Source organism: Blastomonas sp. AAP25 (assembly GCF_001295965.1).
GTDB classification, from domain to species: Bacteria; Pseudomonadota; Alphaproteobacteria; order Sphingomonadales; family Sphingomonadaceae; genus Blastomonas; species Blastomonas fulva.
Window position 1 is genome coordinate 381,040 of record NZ_LJHP01000020.1, and the last position, 17,372, is coordinate 398,411.

Below are 17,372 nucleotides of genomic sequence, written 5' to 3' on the forward strand. Positions count from 1 at the left end.
GCCCTCAGTGCGCCAGCGCGCGGGCATAGAGATCGCCGTCTGCGGAGTAGAAATTGCAGTGGAAGCCGCTGGGCACGCGGAACGGCACCAGCACGCGGGCGATGGGGCCTGCGGCGATATCGAGCGCATTGAAGATCGCAAGCTCGCTGCCCGGCGCATTGGCGCGGTGGACCAAGGTCATGGCATAGCCGTCCGCCTCGCCCTCGGGCCCAGTCTTTGCGCCCAGCCTTGGTGCGAAGATCAGCTCGCCCGCCGCTGCACCCTTGCCGAAATGGTAGATGTCCTCCGTGCCGGTGACGGTGTCGAAGCGCAAGGCGGCATCCAGCCCCTCGACCCGGGCATCGCGCGATTCCAGGTTGATGTTGGCAAAGCTGTGCCGCGTCTTGCGCGTCATCAGCCGGTCGTCGGGACGCGGGAACTGAAGGTCGCGCTCGTTGAGCACTTCCTCGCGGATCACGTCGGTGTTGGCATTGAGATCGATGGTCCAGCGGCGCAGGCTCTGGCGGGTACCCGAATGCGTCGCGCGCACCCCGGTCTCGTCGGGGAACAGAGCGGTGCCGTTGGCGGCGGCGACATCGGCGATGATCCGGCCGTCCTCCTCCCAGACATTGAGCTCGTGGAACATGTGCCGCGGCTCGTACTCGAACCAGCGCAGGTCATCGGCGCTGCCGTTGCGCGGCATCAGAGCGAGCTTGGAAGGCCGGTCGTTGACCCAGGCGGTCATCGGCCCGCCGCGCATGAACCGGCCAAGGTCCGTGTCGATCGGCAGCACCGGAAACACCACCCAGTTTTCGGTAACGAAGAAGGTGTGCATCAGGCTCATGTGCGGCACCGGGATAACCTGGCTGCGGGTCAGCGCGCCGGTGCGGTCGATCACATCGTAGCGGATCTCCGCAGCCCCCATCGGCCCGTTGATCATCGCGCCGATGTTGATCATCTCGCCGGTGGCGCAATCGATCTTGGGGTGCGCGGAGAAGGTGGTGGAGATGGTGCCGCCATAATGATCCTCGCCGATGGTCGAAAGGTCGCGCGGGTCCAGCACCACCGGCGGCGCGCCTTCCATCAGCGCGAGCAATTTGCCGCCATGGATGATGATGTTGGTGTTGGCGGTGTTGTAACGCTTGCCCTGCACCGAGGGGTCGGCGGTCATCGGATTGCCGAACACCCCGAACAGGCGCTCGCCTGCGGCCTTTTCGAGCTCGAACTTCTCGGTCCGCACCCAGCGGTTGCGCATCGAGACGCGGCCCTCTTCGATGAAGAAGCCATAGACCATGCCGTCGCCATCGAACCAGTGATACTCGTCGCCGCGCGTGGGGTGCAAGGGCTCGGGCCCGTTGCGATAGAACACGCCTGCGAGATCCTTGGGGATTTCACCCTCGATCACCAGATCGGGCGCGTCGGCCTCGAAACGGTTGGGGGCATGATGGCCGTGAAGATAGGGGTGAGGCGGAAAGGGCTTGGCCATATCTTGCGCGGTCGCGATCCCGTGTTGGTGTGGTCTAGGGACTGGGCCCGCCATCCCGTGCAAATGGATGGCGGGCGACAGTATATCAGAATTCGAGCATCACTTCAGCGCCCAGCTGACGGGGCGGACGGACACCGGCAAAGGTGAACAGACCGGCCACCGGCAGCGTGCTGGAAAGGCCGCGATTGTCGAGCAGGTTGCGACCGAACACGCTGAACGTCACGTTCGCACCGCCGAAGTCGTGCTTGTACGACAGGGTCGAATCGAGGATCTCGCGCTCAGAGGATTCGCAGCGGCGCTCGTTGGTGATGATGCCCTGCGCCTGCAGCGCCCCATCGGTGACGATGCAGGTCGCGTATCTGTCGACATAGCGGAAGATGGTGCTCCAGCGAAATTCGCCATCACCCACCGGGCGGGTGTAATCGAAACCGGCGGACCAGGCATATTTCGGCGCACGGCGCAGGTCGAGATCGGACACGTCGATGCCGCCGCGCACGAAATTCTGGTAGTTGGCATCGAGATAGGTCGCCGAGAAGTTGAACGCGAGGTCATCGATCGGCAACGCGACAATTTCCAGCTCGATACCCTTGATCCGGGCCGAGGCGGCGTTCTCGACGATGGTTTCCTGCGCCTGGATGGCGTTGAACGGCGCCAGGGTGGGACGCACCAGCTCTTCCTGCTTGTCCGAATAATCGGTCTGGAAGATCGCGATGTTGGTGCGCAGGCGACGGTCGAGCCAATCCGCCTTCAGGCCGATTTCATAGGCATCGACGATTTCCGGCTGATAGGGGCCGATCGCGGTCGGCGTCGCGGCGCGACCGTTGAAGCCGCCCGAGCGGAAGCCGCGCGAATAGGACGCATAGGCCAGCTGCCCGCCTTCGAACTGATAGTCCAGGCTGGCGCGATAGGTGAACTCGCCGAAATCCTCCGCCCCGACGCACGATGCCGCAGTGATCCCGGCAAAGCCGACCGGGCAGACGCCGGTGGGGCTGAGCGCAAAGTTGGTGACCAGCGCCTTCTCGTCACGGGTGTAGCGGCCACCGACGCCGAAGGTGAGCTTGTCGGACAGCTTGAAGCGCGCATCGGCAAAGCCGGCATAGGATTTGGAATCGCCGATCGAAAGCTGAAACGCGCTGGCATTGGGGCCGAGAAACCCGAAGAACGAGGTCTGCCGCAGCGTGTACTGGCTGTCGAAATAATAGGCACCCAGCACGATATCCATCCAGTCGGTGACGTCCCCGGCAAACCGGATTTCCTGGCTGAACTGCTCGTACTTCTGGATTCGCAGCGTATCGAAGAAGTTGATCGAGGCGGAGTCGAAATCCTGCCGCACGCTCTCGTTGTTCTTGCGCCAGCCGGTGACCGAGGTCAGCGTGAAATCGCCCAGCTCGATATTGATCGTGCCGCTGATCGCGTCGGTCTTGTTGCGCACCGGGGTCTGGATATTGCCAAACACGGTGTAGAGCTGGCGGCTGTTGGTGGGCGTGCGGTTGCACTGATTGCCCGGGATCTGGAAGGCGCGGACCAGCCCGACACCCGGCACCGGCACCTGCAGGCAGATCAGGTCGCGGTCGTTGGACACGCTGGCGGTGGCGACCTCGCCGTCTTCCTCCATGTGCTCATAGGTGATCACCGCCTCGATATTGTCGCTCGGCGTGATCAGCGCGGTGACGCCCGCGGTCCACACTTCGTATTCGTTGGTGCGGCGGTTGTTCTGCGTCGCGTTGCGCAGATAGCCATCGGTGTTGTCGTAGAAGAAGAAGCCCTTGAGCGCGAGGAAATCGCCGATCATCGGGGTGTTGACGACAAGGCGTCCGCGGATGGTGTTGTACTCGGCATAGCCGATCGAGGCGCGCACGCCCCATTCGCCGGTGGGCTTGCTGCGGCGGACGTTGATCACGCCGCCGATGGTGTTGCGCCCGAACAATGTGCCCTGCGGTCCGCGCAGGATCTCGATCGATTCCAGATCGAACGCATCGAGCAATTGCCCGGTATTGGTGCCGATGAAGACATCGTCGACCACGACTCCGACCGCGGGATCGAAGCTCTTTTCGATATCCTCGAAGCTGATGCCGCGGATGGCGATGGCGGCAGCCGAAGGCCCGGCATTGACCGGATCGACCACCAGCCCGGGGACGCGACCGGCAAAGTCGCGAAGGTCGTCCACCGCGCCGGTGGCAAGCGCCTGCGCATCGATCGCGGACACCGCGACGGGAACCGACTGCAGCGATTCCTCGCGGCGCTGCGCGGTGACAACGATGGTGCGAAGCCCGGTTTCCTGCGCGACCTCGGCGCCCTCTGGCGCCTGATCCTGCGCCAGCGCAGCCGAAGGTGCCGCCAGCGTTGCAAGGCCCAGCGCGAATGCCGAAACCGACAGATAGGTTGATACCTTCATCAATGCCTCCCCTTTTGCTGCGGTTCGTGTCCGCACCATTTTCTCATGTTGCGCAAAAATGACCGGCGGACAGGTTTGCCTCAAGTGTCAAAAATGACAGTCGCGGCCCTTACGGCATCGGTTAGGGTGAAGGGCATGAGAGCACGAGGCTGGCCCGAATTGCTGGCCCGGTCCGGCATGCCAGCCGGGCGCGTGCCCAGGGGAGATACCAGCATGCCGGTCCAGCGCAGCTTCTGCCGTTTCTGCCATGCCAATTGCGCGATCCTGGTCGAGACCGAGGGCGACACGGTCGTGCGCGTGTCGGGCGATCCGGAGGATCCGGTGTTCGGCGGTTATACCTGCATCAAGGGCCGCCAGCTGCCCGAGGCGCACCATCACCCCGAACGGCTGCTGGCTTCGCAGAAGAAGGGCGCGCAAGGGTTCGCCCCGATCGCAACGCAGCAGGCGCTCGACGAGATCGCAGCGAAGCTCAAGCCGCTGATCGAGGAGCACGGACCCGACAGCGTCGCCATCTATGCGGGCACCTATTCGTTCCAGAACTCCGCAGGCGTCGCCTCTGCGATGGCGTTTGCGCAAGGATTGGGCACCCGCCATTTCTACACCAGCGTGACATTGGACCAGCCCGCCAAGGTCTACACCGCGTTCCAGTACGGCCATTGGCAGGGCGGCGGGCATGTCTTTGGCGAGGCCGATGTCGCGTTCTTCATCGGCAACAATCCCATCGTCTCGCATTACGGCCCGCCCGGCGGCCTGCCCCCGTTCTCGCCATCGCGCCGGTTGCGCGATGCGATCGAGGGGGGCCTCAAGCTGATCGTCGCCGACCCGCGCACCAGCGATGTCGCCGCGCTGGCGCACATCCATCTGCCCGTGAAGCCCGGCGAGGACCCGGCGCTGCTCGCGGGGATGATCCACGTGATCCTGGAGGAGCGGTTGTATGACGAGGCGTTCGTGCAAGGGCATGTCGATGGCCTCGCCGAGCTCAAAGAGGCTGTGTCCGGCTTCCCGCCCTCGATCGCTGCCGCGCGCGCAGGCGTCACCGAAGCGGACCTCGTCGCCGCCGCCCGGATGTTCGCAGGCGGCACCAGGGGCTCGGCCAGTACCGGGACGGGGCCGGAGATGGCGGGCAACGGCACGCTGACGCAATATCTGGTGAGCAGCCTCAACATCCTGTGCGGCCGCTTCTGCCGCGAGGGCGAGAAGAGCTCGATCCCGCGCATCTTCACGCCCGTGACCCCGCGCCGCGCACAGGTCGCGCCGCCGATGAAATTGTGGGGCGAGGGCTTTCCCGCCTCGCGCTTCCGCGGCCTCACCCATCTGATGAGCGAAATGCCGTGCAACGTGCTGGCCGACGAAATCCTCACCCCCGGCCAAGGCCAGATCAAGGCGCTGATCTCGATCGGTGGCAACCCGATGCTGGCCTTTCCCGACCAGGACAAGATGGCGCGCGCGATTGATGCACTCGAGCTGTTCGTCAGCGTCGATATCCGCAGCGAAGGCGTCTCGGCGCGCCGCTCGGACTATATCCTCGCGCCGTTGATGTGCCTCGAGCGCGACGACATCTCGTCGCTGTCCGAATGGTGGTACGAGATCCCATACGCGCGCTACACCGAGGCGCTGCTGCCGCGCCCGGGCGATCTGCTCGACGAATACGAGATGCTCTGGGGGCTCGCCAAAAGGCTGGGCACCGGGCTGCCGCTGGCAGGGGGCCCCTGCCCGATGGACGTGTGTCCCGACAAGCAGACCTTTCTCGACATGGCGGTTGCAGGCTGCGTGGTGCCGCCCAGCCAGGTCCGCGCCGACAGCCCCGATGGCAAGGCAGTGATCTATGACGACAAGCACCCGATCGTCGAACCGGCAGAGCCAGGACACGAGGCGCGATTCGATCTGGCGGTCGGCGACATGCCCGCGCAGCTCGTCGCATATGGACGCGACGATCCGGCGCGCCAGGGCTTTCCCTTCCGGCTGATCTCGCGCCGCAGCCGCCACCGCTTCAATTCGACCGGCGGGCATCTGTCCGCGCTCGCGGCCAAGCGCACCACCAACCCCGCGCACATCCACCCCGACGATCTGGCGGGCCTTGGCGTCGCTGATGGCGAGATGATCCGCATCGCCTCTCCGCATGGCGAGGTGCACGCGCTTGCCAAGGCATCCGATGGCCTGCGCCGCGGGGTGATCTCGATGGCGCACGGCTATGGCGACCCGGACTTCGGCCCGGACGCGGTCCCCGTGCGCGGCGGATCGACCAACCGGCTGGTCAGCGAGACCAGCGGCTTCGATCCGATCACCGGCCAGGCGCTGCAGAGCGCGATTCCGGTCAAGGTGATGCGTGTTTGAGGGCGGGCAAGTGCATTGCAGGACAAGCGCAGGATTGCGGGCGAACCCGTTCTACGCCATCACAAGCGCCATGACCTTCACCCCCGTGACCCCGTCGGATATTGCACCGGGCACCACCCGTTTTGTGCAGCATGAGGGTGCAGCATTTCTTGTCGTGCGCGATGGCGATGGCCGGGTCCATGCGCTCGATGGCCTATGCAGCCACGCGCTGCTGCCGCTGGCTGGCGCAAGAGTGCGGCGCGGGCATGTCATCTGCCCGCACCATGGCGCGCGCTTCGACATCACCACCGGCGCGGCCAAGGGCCCGCCCGCGCACTGCGGGGTCTCGCATTACCCGGCGCAAGAGAAAGACGGCATGATCGAACTGGATCTGAACCCATGACCTTCGACATCAGGAACAAGGTGGTGCTGATCACCGGCGCGGCTTCGGGCATCGGTGCTGCCACCGCAAGGCTGGCGGCAGAGCGCGGCGCGCATGTCATTGCCACCGATCTCGATGGCGCGCGGATGCAGGGCGTTGCCGCCGACTGCCACTGCATCGGCCTCACCCATGATGTCACCAGCCAGGACGACTGGGACAATGCCATCGCCGCTGCCGTGCACCATTACGGGCGGCTCGATGTGCTGGTCTCCAACGCGGGGATCGTCAACTACGAGCGTATCATCGATCTGGACATGGCGCGGTTCCGCAGGCTCAATCAGGTGCATGTCGAGGGCAGCTTCATCGGCTTGCAAAAGGCGGTGGCGCAGATGCGCGCGCAGGCCGGGGGCAAACCCGCCACGGGCAGCATCGTGCTCACCGCATCGGTGATGGCCAATTGCGCGGCGCCCGCGATCTCTGCCTATGCGGCCGCCAAGGCGGCGATGGCCAACATGGCGCGCGCGGTCGGGGTCGAGGTCGGGCGCAAGGGCGACATGATCCGCGTCAACGCCGTCTGCCCCGGCCCGACACGGACCCCGCTGCTCGAAGGCGTGATGCCCGCAGGCGCGATGAATGACCCCGCGCACTGGGCCGACGTTCCGCTGGGCGTGCCGCAGGAGCCCGAGGACATCGCCGAGAGCATCCTGTTCCTGATCAGCGAGGAATCCTCGTTCATGACTGCCACGCAGATGGTGGTCGATGGCGGATGGAGCCTGACATGACCCGGACCGCCATCATCACAGGCGCGACCTCGGGCATCGGACGGGCGACCGCGCTGCGCCTCGCCCGCGCAGGCTTTCACATCATCGCCACCGGGCGCAGCCATGAGCGCGGGGCGGAGACCGTCCGGCAGATCAAGGCCGCAGGCGGCAGCGCGGAATTTCACAGCTTCGATGTGACGGCGGAAGGCGACTGGGCAGCGTTCGCCGACACGGTGACCAAGGCGCACAGATCGGTCGACGCGCTGATCAACTCGGCCGGGTCGTTCTTTTCCAAGCCCTTGCCCGACACCACGCTGGAGGAGTTCCGCGACCTGTGGACCGCGGATGTGGAGAGTGTGGTGCTGGGGACCAAATACGGCATGCGGATGATGCGCGACACCAGGAGCGCAGGCTCGATCGTCAATATCTCCTCGCTCGCCGGGCTGATCGGGCTCGACGATTGCTCGGCCTATTGCGCGGCCAAGGCGGCGGTGACGCATTTCAGCCGGGTGGCCGCCCTGGAAGGCGCGCAGATGGACCTAAAGGTGCGCGTCAATTCGCTCAATCCCGGAGTGATCTATACCGAGATGATCACCGGCGCCTATGGCGACAGCGACGAGGTCAAGGCCTTCGTCATGGACGGCAACGCGCTGCAACGGGTGGGCACTGCAGAAGACATCGCCAGCGCCGCGACCTTCCTCGCCAGCCCCGCAGCGCGCATGGTCACCGGCACCGCGATGCTGGTCGACGGCGGCCGCGGGGCGGACTGACCTTACCCCTTATTCCCTTTATCGGAGACATACGCAGACCATGACCAGCAACCGCCAGTTCATCCTCAAGCGCCGCCCCGATGGCGCGCCGGTCGCAGCCGATTTTGCGCTCGAGACATCGGCGATCCCTGCGTTGGAGGACGGCCAGTTCCTGATCCGCAACCATTATGCCTCGCTCGATCCCGCGCAGCGCGGCTGGATGTCCGATGCGGAAAGCTACATGCCGCCGATCCCGCTGGGCGCCCCGGTGCGCGCGACCACGATCGGCGTGGTCGAGGAAAGCCGCGCGGAGGGCTTCGCCAAGGGCCAATGGGTGCTGGGACTGAACGCCATCGAGGATTATTCGGTCGGCACGCTGGGCGGCTTCACCCAGCCGATCGACCCGCATGCGGTGCCATCGGTGACCAACTATCTCTCGCTGTTCGGCGCGGTCGGCATGACCGCCTATTTCGGCTTCATCGATGTCTGCGAACCGATGGTCGGCGATGTCGTATTGGTCAGCGGCGCAGCCGGCGCGGTGGGCTCGCTGGTCGGGCAGATCGCCAAGATCCTGGGCTGCACGACCATCGGTATCGCGGGCGGCGCGGAAAAATGCGCACGGCTCAAGGATCGCTATGGCTTCGATCACGCCATCGACTATCGCGGCAAGGACATGGCCGCGCTGGATGCCGCGATCAAGGCGGTGGCGCCCGATGGCGTCGATGTGATCTTCGAAAATGTCGGCGGCGACATTCTGGACGGGGGGCTGATGAACCTGCGGCATGGCGCCCGCATCGGGCTGTGCGGGCTGATCAGCGAGTACAACGCGCCCAGCCCCGTGGGCGCGCGCAACATCTGGCAGCTGATCGTCCACCGCGCCTCGATCCGCGGGCTGCTGGTCGCGGACTATGTCGGGCGCTTTGCCGAGGGTGGCGCGAAGATGGGCGAATGGGCAGCATCGGGACGTCTGGTGGTCGACGAACATATCGACGAGGGGCTCGACAATGCGTTGCCTGCGTTCATGCGGCTGTTCGAGGGATCGAACCAGGGCAAGATGATCCTCAAGATCGCCTGACGGCGCGCGACCCGACAGGCTGGACACGCGGCATGGATGCTGCGCAGAGGGCCTGCCTCCAATCCACGAAGGAACGAGCATGAGCAGACTGAACGGACGCAAGGCGCTGGTCACCGGGGCCGCATCGGGGATCGGCGCGGCGACGGTTCGCCGCCTGCTCGCCGATGGCGCGACGGTGCTGGCCTGCGACATCAGCAGCGAGGGGCTGGCGGGCACCTTCAACCACATCGCCAACCTGGCCGACCCCCAGGCGATCACGACGCTGGCGGCGGCCGCGCAAAGCCAGCTGGGCGGGCTCGATATCCTGATCAACAACGCCGGGGTGTGCCCGGTAGGCACGCTCGACGAACTGACCGATGACCAGTGGCAGTTCGGGCTCGACGTCAACCTGCTCGCGCCTGCGCGGCTATCCAAGGCGTGCCTTGCCCTGCTCAAGGCGTCCAGGGCAGGCCGGGTGATCAACACCGGATCGATCCTGTCACGCTATGGCGATGCCGGGCTGGGCGCCTATGCCGCGTCCAAGCACGCGATCCTGGGCTTCACCCGCTCGCTGGCGATGGAACTGGGACCCTATGGGGTGACCGTCAACTGCGTGCAGCCCGGCTGCATCGTCACCGGAATGACCCGAGGCATGCTCGAGAACGGCGAGGCAGCGGATTATTATCGGGACAAGTCGGCGCTCAAGCGTCTCGGCCAGCCCGAGGATATCGCCGATGTCATCGCATTCCTCGCCAGCGACGATGCGCGCTTCATCACCGGCCAGGGCATCATCGCCGATGGCGGGGTGATGACGCACAGCTGAGAGGGGCGGGACAAGACATCAGCCGGCCTCAAAATGGGCAATGGTGTCGCAACTCGCATGGAGCACGGCCAACACATCGACCGTGTCAGCCGTATAGCGGAATATCAGGATATAGTTCGCCACCGGGGTGCTGCGGATGTCAGGGCCAAGGTCGGTCCGGGCTGTTCCCAAGGTGCCGGGAAACGAGGCCAGCCTTCGCCCTTTTTGAACAAGCCTTCGCCTGAAGGCATCGGCCAGACCACGATGGCCGCTTTCGCGTGCAATATAGGCCGATATCTTCCGAAGCTGGGCCTGCGCCCTCGCACTGATGCGGAGCGAACGCATCAGACCTTCGCAGCTTCGGCTTCCCACGAATCGAGATCGGCCTCAAGCTGCGCTTCGACCTCTTCCATCGTGTGCCATTTGTCTTCGGCAATCGCCGCGTCGATAGTCTCGCGCAGCGCTGCAAGCTTGGCTTCGCGCTCCTCGACCAGCCGCAGCCCTTCGCGGACGATCTCGCTTGCCGAGCCATAGCGCCCGGTCTTCAGCAGCGCCTCGACATAAGTTTCCCAGCGTTCGCCGATCGATACATTCATGTGCCTGTTCCTTGTGCTGTTATCTCACCCATTTTATACCCCGATAACACAAATTGCGCAATTTTCGTTATTGCACGCCATTCGCCGCATCCTAGCATTTTCGACTATCGCCGCTCGCTGCAACCGCGGGCTATGACAGGGACATGACAGACCAGAAACGCGGGAGCAGGCAGTGACGGTGGCGGCAGAGCAGAAAAGCTTTTTCCATCCGGACGTGCTGTCCGACCCGTTCGCCTTCTATCAGGCGACGATTCCCAGCCAGCCGGTGTATCATGACGCGGCCAGCGGGCTGTATTTGGTGCTCAGCCACAAGCTTGTCAGCGAAGCGACCGCGCGCACCGACGAGTTTTCGAACAACTTTCAGGCGGTGCTCTCGGGGGCGCGCTCGGAAGACCCGCAGGTCAAGGCGATCCTCGAGGATGGCTGGCCGCAGGTCGATACGCTGCTGACCGCCGATCCGCCGGTGCACACGCGCTTTCGCAAGCTGGTCAATCTCGCCTTCTCCGCGCCCAGGGTGAACAAGCTCGAAGCGCATATCCGCGAGATCGCGCGCGACCTGATCGACATTATGCTGGCCAGGGACGACATCGACTTCGTCCGCGATTTCGCGATTCCGCTGCCGATCCGGATGATCTCCGAGCAACTGGGGCTGACCCATGAGGATGCCGGCACGATCAAGCGCTGGACCGATGCGTTCGTCGACCGGCTGGGCGGCATGGTGCCGCTCGAGCGAGAGCTTCAATGCGCGCGCGAAGTGGTCGAGTTCCAGCACGCGATCAAGGCGCAGATGGACCTGCGCCGCGCGACCCCGACCGACGATCTGCTCTCCGATCTGGTCCACGCCCAGGTCGATGGCGAGCGGCCGCTGGACGATGGCGAACTGCTGTCGATCGTCCAGCAGCTGCTGGTCGCGGGCAACGAGACCACCACCGCGACGCTCGCCGAAGGGATCATCCTGCTGGCGCGCAATCCGGGCGAACTCGCCAAGGCCAAGGCCGACCCGAAGATCATCCCCAACATGATCGAGGAAATGCTGCGGCTGGCGAGCGCGTCGTCGGGAATCTGGCGGGTGATGAAGCAGGACGCCGAGCTGGGCGGGGTGACGCTGCCCAGGGGCGCGATGGTGATGATGCGCTATGCCGCCGCCAACCGCGACCCGGAAAAATACGCCGATCCCGACGCCTTCATCGCCGATCGCGCCAATGCGCGCACGCATCTCGCCTTCGGGCGCGGCATCCATATGTGCGTCGGCAACATGCTCAGCCGCAAGGAAATGACCGTGGCGTTCGAGGAACTGCTGCCGCGCATCGGCGCCATCACGCTCACCGACGAGGCGGCAATCGCCTATCATCCCAACATGATGCTGCGCGGTCCCTCCTCGGTGCCGGTGCGCTTCGGGCTGGCCTCATGAATTTCGATTATGACGAAAGCCAGTTGCTGTTCCGCGCCTCTGTCGAGCGCTTTCTGGACGGCAGCGACATTGCCACGCGCAAGGCGCAGCGGGCGAATCCCGGCGGTATCGATCGTGCACGCTGGCAGGCAATGGCAGCGCTGGGGCTGACTGCGATGGCGCTGGACGAAGACAGAGGCGGGCTTGGCAGCAGCCTGATCGACCTCGTCGCCGTCGGCGAGAGCTTCGGCCAGCGCATATCCTCTGACAACTGGCTGGAGAACGCGGTGCTGCCGCTGGCGCTGGCGGGCAAGGCGTTGCGCGAAGGCGACCCCGTGATCGAGGCGCTGGCATCCGGCGAAGCGGTCGCAGCGCTCGCGGTGTTCGAGCCCGAGGGACGCCATGTCACCACCCCGCGCAGCACCACCGCAAGGCAAAATGCGTCGGGCTATACGCTCAGCGGCGACAAGACCTTCGTGCTGGGCGGCATGGCGGCGGACTGGCTGCTGGTCAGCGCAGTGCTCGATGGCGAGCCCGCTCTGTTCGTGATCGCAACCGATGCGCCCGGCGTGTTTCGCCGGGGCTATCAGGTCATCGACGGCAACATTGCCGCAGAAGTGCAGCTGCGCGGGTGCGAGGTGGTACGCGACGCCCGGCTCGATATCGCATGGGCTGCGGTCGAGCAGGTGCTGTCCACCGCGCGTCTGGTCGCCGCCGCCGAGATGGCAGGCCTCGCCCAGCGGCTGTTCGACGACACGCTTGCCTATGTCCGCCAGCGCGAGCAGTTCGGCCAGCCGATCGGGCGGTTCCAGGCGATCCAGCACCGGATGGTCGATTGCTATGCGCTGGTCGACCAGGCGAAAAGCGCGCTGATCGCCGCGGTGACATCAGCCGACGCAGCGGCAATCGCGGGGATGAAGGCGATTGTTGCCGAAGCCGCGCTGCAGATCGGGCGCGAGGCGGTGCAACTGCATGGCGGCATGGGTACCACCGACGAGCTCGAGATCGGCCATGCGCACAAGCGGGTTCTGCTGTTGTCGCAATGGCTGGGGGACCCGGCAAGCGGGCTCGACAGCTATGCGCCCAAGGCCTTGAGGGTGGCGGCATGAGCGCGCCCGCACCGGTGGCAGTGGGGCTGTGGACCGACGGAGCCGAACCGCAGCTGATCGGCGGGCGACACCGCGTCAGCGGCGAGATCGTCTTCCCGATGCCGCAAGGCGATGCCGCGCAGCATTTCGATGCGGTCGCGCTTTCGCGTACCGGCACCCTGTGGTCGTGGACCAGCCAGGATTTCCGTCCCAAATCACCGCCTTATGCCGGGCCCGAAGCGTTCACGCCGTTCCTGATCGGCTATGTCGAGCTGCCGCGGCAGGTGATCGTCGAGACCCGGATAGAGGGAGCCGCACTCGCTGACTTGAAAATCGGGATGGCGATGGAAATGGTTCTGACCGAGTTCGCACCGGGACGGTCGACCTTTGCGTTCAAACCCGCAGGAGCAGGCGCATGACCAACGTCCAGATCATCGGCGCAGGGATCCACCCGTTCGGGCGTACCGACGGCAGGTCCGGGCGCGATCAGGGCGTGTTCGCGGTGCGCCGGGCGCTGGCGGACGCAGGGCTGGACTGGACCGATATCGAATGCGCCTATGGCGGCTCCGAAGGCGCGGGCAATGCCGACATCATGGTCAATGAGCTTGGCCTTACGGGACTTCCCTTCATAAACGTTTCCAACGGTTGCGCCACGGGCGGCAGCGCATTGTCTTCCGCGCGCAATGCGGTCGCTTCAGGCCAATGCGATGTCGCGCTGGCGGTGGGGTTCGACAAGCACCCGCGCGGCGCGTTCAACGCCAAGCCCGGCGACTGGGGCCTGCCCGAATGGTATGGCGAAACCGGCTTGATGCTGACCACGCAGTTCTTCGCGATGAAGAGCCAGCGGTACATGCAGTTGCACGGCATCAGCCGCCGGACATTGGGCATGGTCGCGGAAAAGGCCTTCCGCAACGGTACCTTGTGCGAGCACGCCTGGCGGCGCTCGCCGGTCGATCTCGACACGATCCTCAATGCGCCGATGGTCAACGATCCGCTGACCAAATACATGTTCTGCTCTCCGGCAGAGGGCGCGGTGGCGCTGATCATCGCGTCGGAGAAGAAGGCGCGCGAGCTTGGCGCGGACGGGGTGAAGATCGCCGGCATCGCGGTGCGCACCCGGCCGCCCGGATCGTTCGAGGTGTTTGCCCCCGCGATCAGCGTCGAGCGCGGCGGCAAACCCACCGAGCTTGCCAGCAAGGCCGCGTACGAGGCGGCAGGGATCGGCCCCGAGGATATCGATGTCGCACAGTTGCAGGACACCGAATCGGGCGCCGAGATCATGCACATGGCCGAGAACGGCTTCTGCAAGGATGGCGAGCAGGAGCAGTGGCTGGCGCAAGGGCGTACCGAACTGAATGGGCCGCTTCCGGTCAACACCGATGGCGGCTGCCTGGCCTGCGGCGAGCCGATCGGCGCGTCGGGGCTGCGGCAGGTCTATGAAAACACCGTGCAACTGCGCGGACGCGGCGGCGCGCGGCAGGTTCCGGGCAGCCCCAAGACCGCCTACAGCCATGTCTATGGCGCGCCCGGCCTTTCCGCCGTCGCGATACTGGAGCGCTAGAATATGGGACTTATGCAGGGCAAGGTCGCACTGATCTCGGGCGGGGCGGAAGGCATCGGCGGCGCGACCGGGCGGCGGATCGTCGCCGAGGGCGGCAGCGTGGTGCTGGGCGATATCCAGTTCGACAAGGCCAAGGCGCTGGCATCCGAGCTCGGCGAGCGCGCGATGGCGGTGTCGCTCGACGTGCGCGATCTCGCGCAATGGGAGGCGGCGGTCCAGGCGGCGGTCGCCACCTTCGGCAAGCTCACCCATCTGGTCAATGTCGCTGGAATTTCGGAGCCCGGAGCCGTGACCGATGTCGATCTCGACAGCTGGGCGCGCACCATCGACATCAACCTCAATGGCACCTTCAACGGCTGCCGCGCGGCGATCCCCGCGATCGCCGCCGCCAGGGAGCCGGGCGCGATCGTCAACATCGGATCGATGCTCGCGCTGCGGGTCGGCTCGGGTTTTGCCGCCTATTGCGCATCGAAGGCCGCGGTCACCGCGCTCACCAAGACCATCGCGCTCGACTGCGCCGAAAAGGGGCTGCCGATCCGCGCCAATACCGTCCACCCCGGCGCAATCCGCACGCCGATGTTCGAACGCTATCTCGAAGCGCTCCCCGGCACCGTGGAAGAGGTCGAGGCGATGTTCGCCGCCAACCACCCCATGGGCCGCGTCGGTGAAGCGGCCGAGGTGGTTAACGCCATCGTCTTTTTGCTGTCCGATCAGGCCAGCTTCACCACCGGTGTCGACTTCACCGTCGATGGCGGTGGAAATTTCCGCAGCTAAGGGGCAGATTGAGGCATGGCTGAACGGATCGATGCGCATTTCGTCGCGGCGGGAAAATACCACGACATAGACTTCGCCCGGCTCGAGCTGCTCAAACTGCTCGCCGAGCACGACAACATCCGCACCACCGTTGCGCATGACTACAACGGCGTTGCCGATCGCCTGCCCGCGTGCCGTTTCCTGGTCACTTATACCTGCGACCTGATGCCGTCCGAGGCGGAAGCGCAGGCGATCGCCGCGTTCCTCGAAAAAGGTGGCCGGTGGCTGGCGCTGCACGGCACCAACTCGATCCTGCGCTTCACCGATGCCGGTGTCGACAGCCCCGAGGAACGCCCCGATGTGATGCAGATGCTGGGCACCCAGTTCAAGGCGCACCCGCCGATCGGCGCACCGTTCACGGTTCAGATCGTCGACGGCGACCACGACGTGACGCGGGGTATCGCCGATTTCGATGTGGTCGACGAACTGTATCTGATGAAACAGGTCAGCGACATCCGCACGCTGGCGCAGACGCGCTTTGCGGGCGAGGCGACCGGCTTTGTCGATGCGAACTGGCCCGAAACGGTCGTCCCGGTGATCTACACCCGCGCGATCGGTGCGGGCGGAATCCTCTACAACACATTGGGGCATTGCCGCGGGCATTACGATCTGCCGGGCATGCAGGATTTCTACCCGCATCCCGAGAAATGCGCGTGGAACTACCCCATCTATTACGAACTCTTGCGCCGCAGCATCCTCTGGGCGACCGGAACTGGCGGGATTTGACGCATGAACATGGATTTCACCCCCGATGAACTCGCCTTCCAGACCGAGGTGCGCGACTTCCTAAAAACGCACCTGACCGAGCGCCTGATCGATGGCGCGCGGCGCACGCCGGGTGTGTTCGTCGAGCCCGACATCGGCCTCGAATGGCAGCGAATCCTGCATACGAAGGGCTGGCTGGCGACGCACTGGCCGGTCGAGGATGGCGGCACCGGCTGGACCCCGGTGCAGCGCTACATCTTCGAGAAGGAATGCGCTTATGCCGGCGCGCCCGCATTGCCGGTCCTCGGGCTCAAGCTGGTCGGCCCGGTGATCTGCCGCTTCGGCACGCCGGAACAGAAGGCGCGCTTCCTGCCGCGCATCCTTTCGGCCGAGGATTACTGGTGCCAGGGCTATTCCGAGCCGGGATCGGGATCGGACCTTGCCAGCCTCAAGACGCGCGCGGTGCGCGAGGGTGACCACTACCGCATCAACGGCTCCAAGATCTGGACCACGCACGCGCATTACGCCAACTGGATCTTCTGCCTGGTCCGCACCGATCCGGACGTGTCGGCGCAGCGCGGCATCACCTTTCTGCTCGTTCCGATGGACCAGCCCGGCATCACCGTCACCCCGATCATCACCATGGCGGGCGACCATGAGGTCAACCAGGTGTTTTTCGACGATGCCGCAAGCAGCATCGACAACCGCATCGGCGACGAAGGCCAGGGCTGGACCATCGCCAAGTTCCTGCTCGAAAACGAGCGCGGCGGATCGTGCTTCGCGCCCAAATTGCTGGTCGATATCGACCGGCTGATGGTGGCTGCGGGCGGCGTGCCCAGCGGCACCAACGGCGCGGTCGCGCACGATCCAGTGATCGCGCGCAAGCTTGCCTCGCTGCGGCTGCGCGCGCAGGCGTTCGAGATCAGCGAGCTGCGCATCCTCGCCGAGATCGCCAAGGGCCGCCCGCCCGGGCCGCAGACATCGCTGGTCAAATTGTTCTCAGCGAACCTCAGGCAGGAGCTCGACACGCTGGCGATGGAGATCCACGGCCTCAATGGCCTGCAGCTCCCCGCCGAACGCCCGCTCTACGGCAACGAGGCGCCCGAACCGGTGGCATCGGTCGATGCGCAGATGGCTGCGGGCCGCTACCTCAACTCGCGCGCGTGGACGATCTTCGGTGGATCGGACGAGGTGCAGAAGAACATCATCGCCAAGACCGTGCTGGGGTTGTGAACGGGAGCGGCGCCCCCCCTCTCCCCTCCCGCAGGCGGGAGGGGCGGGCCCGGCTTCCCGGGCCG

General features: G+C 65.3%; 17 protein-coding genes. 13 read left to right on the forward strand and 4 right to left on the reverse strand.

Annotated elements, in window-relative coordinates:
• Positions 1–4: 4 nt before the first annotated feature.
• The gene (locus IP68_RS14910) at positions 5–1,465 is read right to left on the reverse strand and encodes a carotenoid oxygenase family protein (RefSeq protein ID WP_054135772.1); all 1,461 of its coding nucleotides are present in this window, start codon (positions 1,463–1,465) and stop codon (positions 5–7) included.
• Positions 1,466–1,550: 85 nt separating this feature from the next.
• Positions 1,551–3,860 (reverse strand): TonB-dependent receptor, encoded by a 2,310-nt coding sequence (locus IP68_RS14915; RefSeq protein WP_054135773.1) that lies wholly within the window; start codon positions 3,858–3,860, stop codon positions 1,551–1,553.
• Between the two features lie 213 nt (positions 3,861–4,073).
• On the opposite strand from IP68_RS14915, the gene IP68_RS14920 reads away from it, so the two are divergent.
• The 6 genes from IP68_RS14920 to IP68_RS14945 all read left to right on the forward strand — a co-directional run bounded on the left by IP68_RS14920 (position 4,074) and on the right by IP68_RS14945 (position 9,942).
• On the forward strand, positions 4,074–6,194 hold the full coding sequence (locus IP68_RS14920) for a molybdopterin-dependent oxidoreductase (protein WP_054135774.1): 2,121 nt from the start codon (positions 4,074–4,076) through the stop codon (positions 6,192–6,194).
• Positions 6,195–6,264: 70 nt separating this feature from the next.
• Complete coding sequence (locus IP68_RS14925) at positions 6,265–6,576, forward strand: Rieske (2Fe-2S) protein (RefSeq protein WP_054135775.1); 312 nt, start codon at positions 6,265–6,267, stop codon at positions 6,574–6,576.
• Complete coding sequence (locus tag IP68_RS14930; RefSeq protein ID WP_054135776.1) at positions 6,573–7,337, forward strand: SDR family NAD(P)-dependent oxidoreductase; 765 nt, start codon at positions 6,573–6,575, stop codon at positions 7,335–7,337. Before IP68_RS14925 ends, IP68_RS14930 begins: the two co-directional genes overlap by 4 nt.
• Positions 7,334–8,086, forward strand: coding sequence for an SDR family NAD(P)-dependent oxidoreductase (locus tag IP68_RS14935; RefSeq protein ID WP_054135777.1), 753 nt, complete (start codon positions 7,334–7,336; stop codon positions 8,084–8,086). The genes IP68_RS14930 and IP68_RS14935 overlap by 4 nt, the downstream gene beginning before the upstream one ends.
• Positions 8,087–8,126: 40 nt before the next feature.
• On the forward strand, positions 8,127–9,140 hold the full coding sequence (locus IP68_RS14940; RefSeq protein ID WP_054135778.1) for an NADP-dependent oxidoreductase: 1,014 nt from the start codon (positions 8,127–8,129) through the stop codon (positions 9,138–9,140).
• A gap of 79 nt (positions 9,141–9,219) precedes the next feature.
• The gene (locus IP68_RS14945) at positions 9,220–9,942 is read left to right on the forward strand and encodes an SDR family NAD(P)-dependent oxidoreductase (protein WP_054135779.1); all 723 of its coding nucleotides are present in this window, start codon (positions 9,220–9,222) and stop codon (positions 9,940–9,942) included.
• Between the two features lie 18 nt (positions 9,943–9,960).
• On the opposite strand, the gene IP68_RS14950 is transcribed toward IP68_RS14945, so the two are convergent.
• Positions 9,961–10,266: a type II toxin-antitoxin system RelE/ParE family toxin gene (locus IP68_RS14950; protein ID WP_054135780.1), complete on the reverse strand. Its 306-nt coding sequence runs from the start codon at positions 10,264–10,266 to the stop codon at positions 9,961–9,963.
• Positions 10,266–10,517: a type II toxin-antitoxin system ParD family antitoxin gene (locus IP68_RS14955; protein WP_054135781.1), complete on the reverse strand. Its 252-nt coding sequence runs from the start codon at positions 10,515–10,517 to the stop codon at positions 10,266–10,268. The genes IP68_RS14950 and IP68_RS14955 overlap by 1 nt, the downstream gene beginning before the upstream one ends.
• A 172-nt stretch (positions 10,518–10,689) precedes the next feature.
• Here IP68_RS14955 and IP68_RS14960 point away from each other — a divergent pair, with 172 nt between their 5' ends.
• The 7 genes from IP68_RS14960 to IP68_RS14990 are packed head-to-tail and all read left to right on the forward strand — an operon-like array spanning position 10,690 to position 17,307.
• Complete coding sequence (locus IP68_RS14960) at positions 10,690–11,928, forward strand: cytochrome P450 (protein WP_054135782.1); 1,239 nt, start codon at positions 10,690–10,692, stop codon at positions 11,926–11,928.
• On the forward strand, positions 11,925–13,016 hold the full coding sequence (locus tag IP68_RS14965; RefSeq protein WP_054135783.1) for an acyl-CoA dehydrogenase family protein: 1,092 nt from the start codon (positions 11,925–11,927) through the stop codon (positions 13,014–13,016). Before IP68_RS14960 ends, IP68_RS14965 begins: the two co-directional genes overlap by 4 nt.
• Positions 13,013–13,414 (forward strand): Zn-ribbon domain-containing OB-fold protein, encoded by a 402-nt coding sequence (locus tag IP68_RS14970; protein ID WP_054135784.1) that lies wholly within the window; start codon positions 13,013–13,015, stop codon positions 13,412–13,414. The genes IP68_RS14965 and IP68_RS14970 overlap by 4 nt, the downstream gene beginning before the upstream one ends.
• The gene (locus IP68_RS14975) at positions 13,411–14,556 is read left to right on the forward strand and encodes a thiolase family protein (RefSeq protein WP_054135785.1); all 1,146 of its coding nucleotides are present in this window, start codon (positions 13,411–13,413) and stop codon (positions 14,554–14,556) included. Before IP68_RS14970 ends, IP68_RS14975 begins: the two co-directional genes overlap by 4 nt.
• 3 nt (positions 14,557–14,559) lie before the next feature.
• Positions 14,560–15,330: an SDR family NAD(P)-dependent oxidoreductase gene (locus tag IP68_RS14980; RefSeq protein ID WP_054135786.1), complete on the forward strand. Its 771-nt coding sequence runs from the start codon at positions 14,560–14,562 to the stop codon at positions 15,328–15,330.
• A gap of 15 nt (positions 15,331–15,345) precedes the next feature.
• Positions 15,346–16,095 (forward strand): ThuA domain-containing protein, encoded by a 750-nt coding sequence (locus IP68_RS14985; protein WP_054135787.1) that lies wholly within the window; start codon positions 15,346–15,348, stop codon positions 16,093–16,095.
• A 3-nt stretch (positions 16,096–16,098) separates the two neighbouring features.
• Positions 16,099–17,307 carry an acyl-CoA dehydrogenase family protein gene (locus IP68_RS14990; RefSeq protein ID WP_054135788.1) on the forward strand — a complete coding sequence of 403 codons (1,209 nt, stop codon included), beginning with the start codon at positions 16,099–16,101 and terminating at the stop codon, positions 17,305–17,307.
• Positions 17,308–17,372 lie beyond the last annotated feature (65 nt).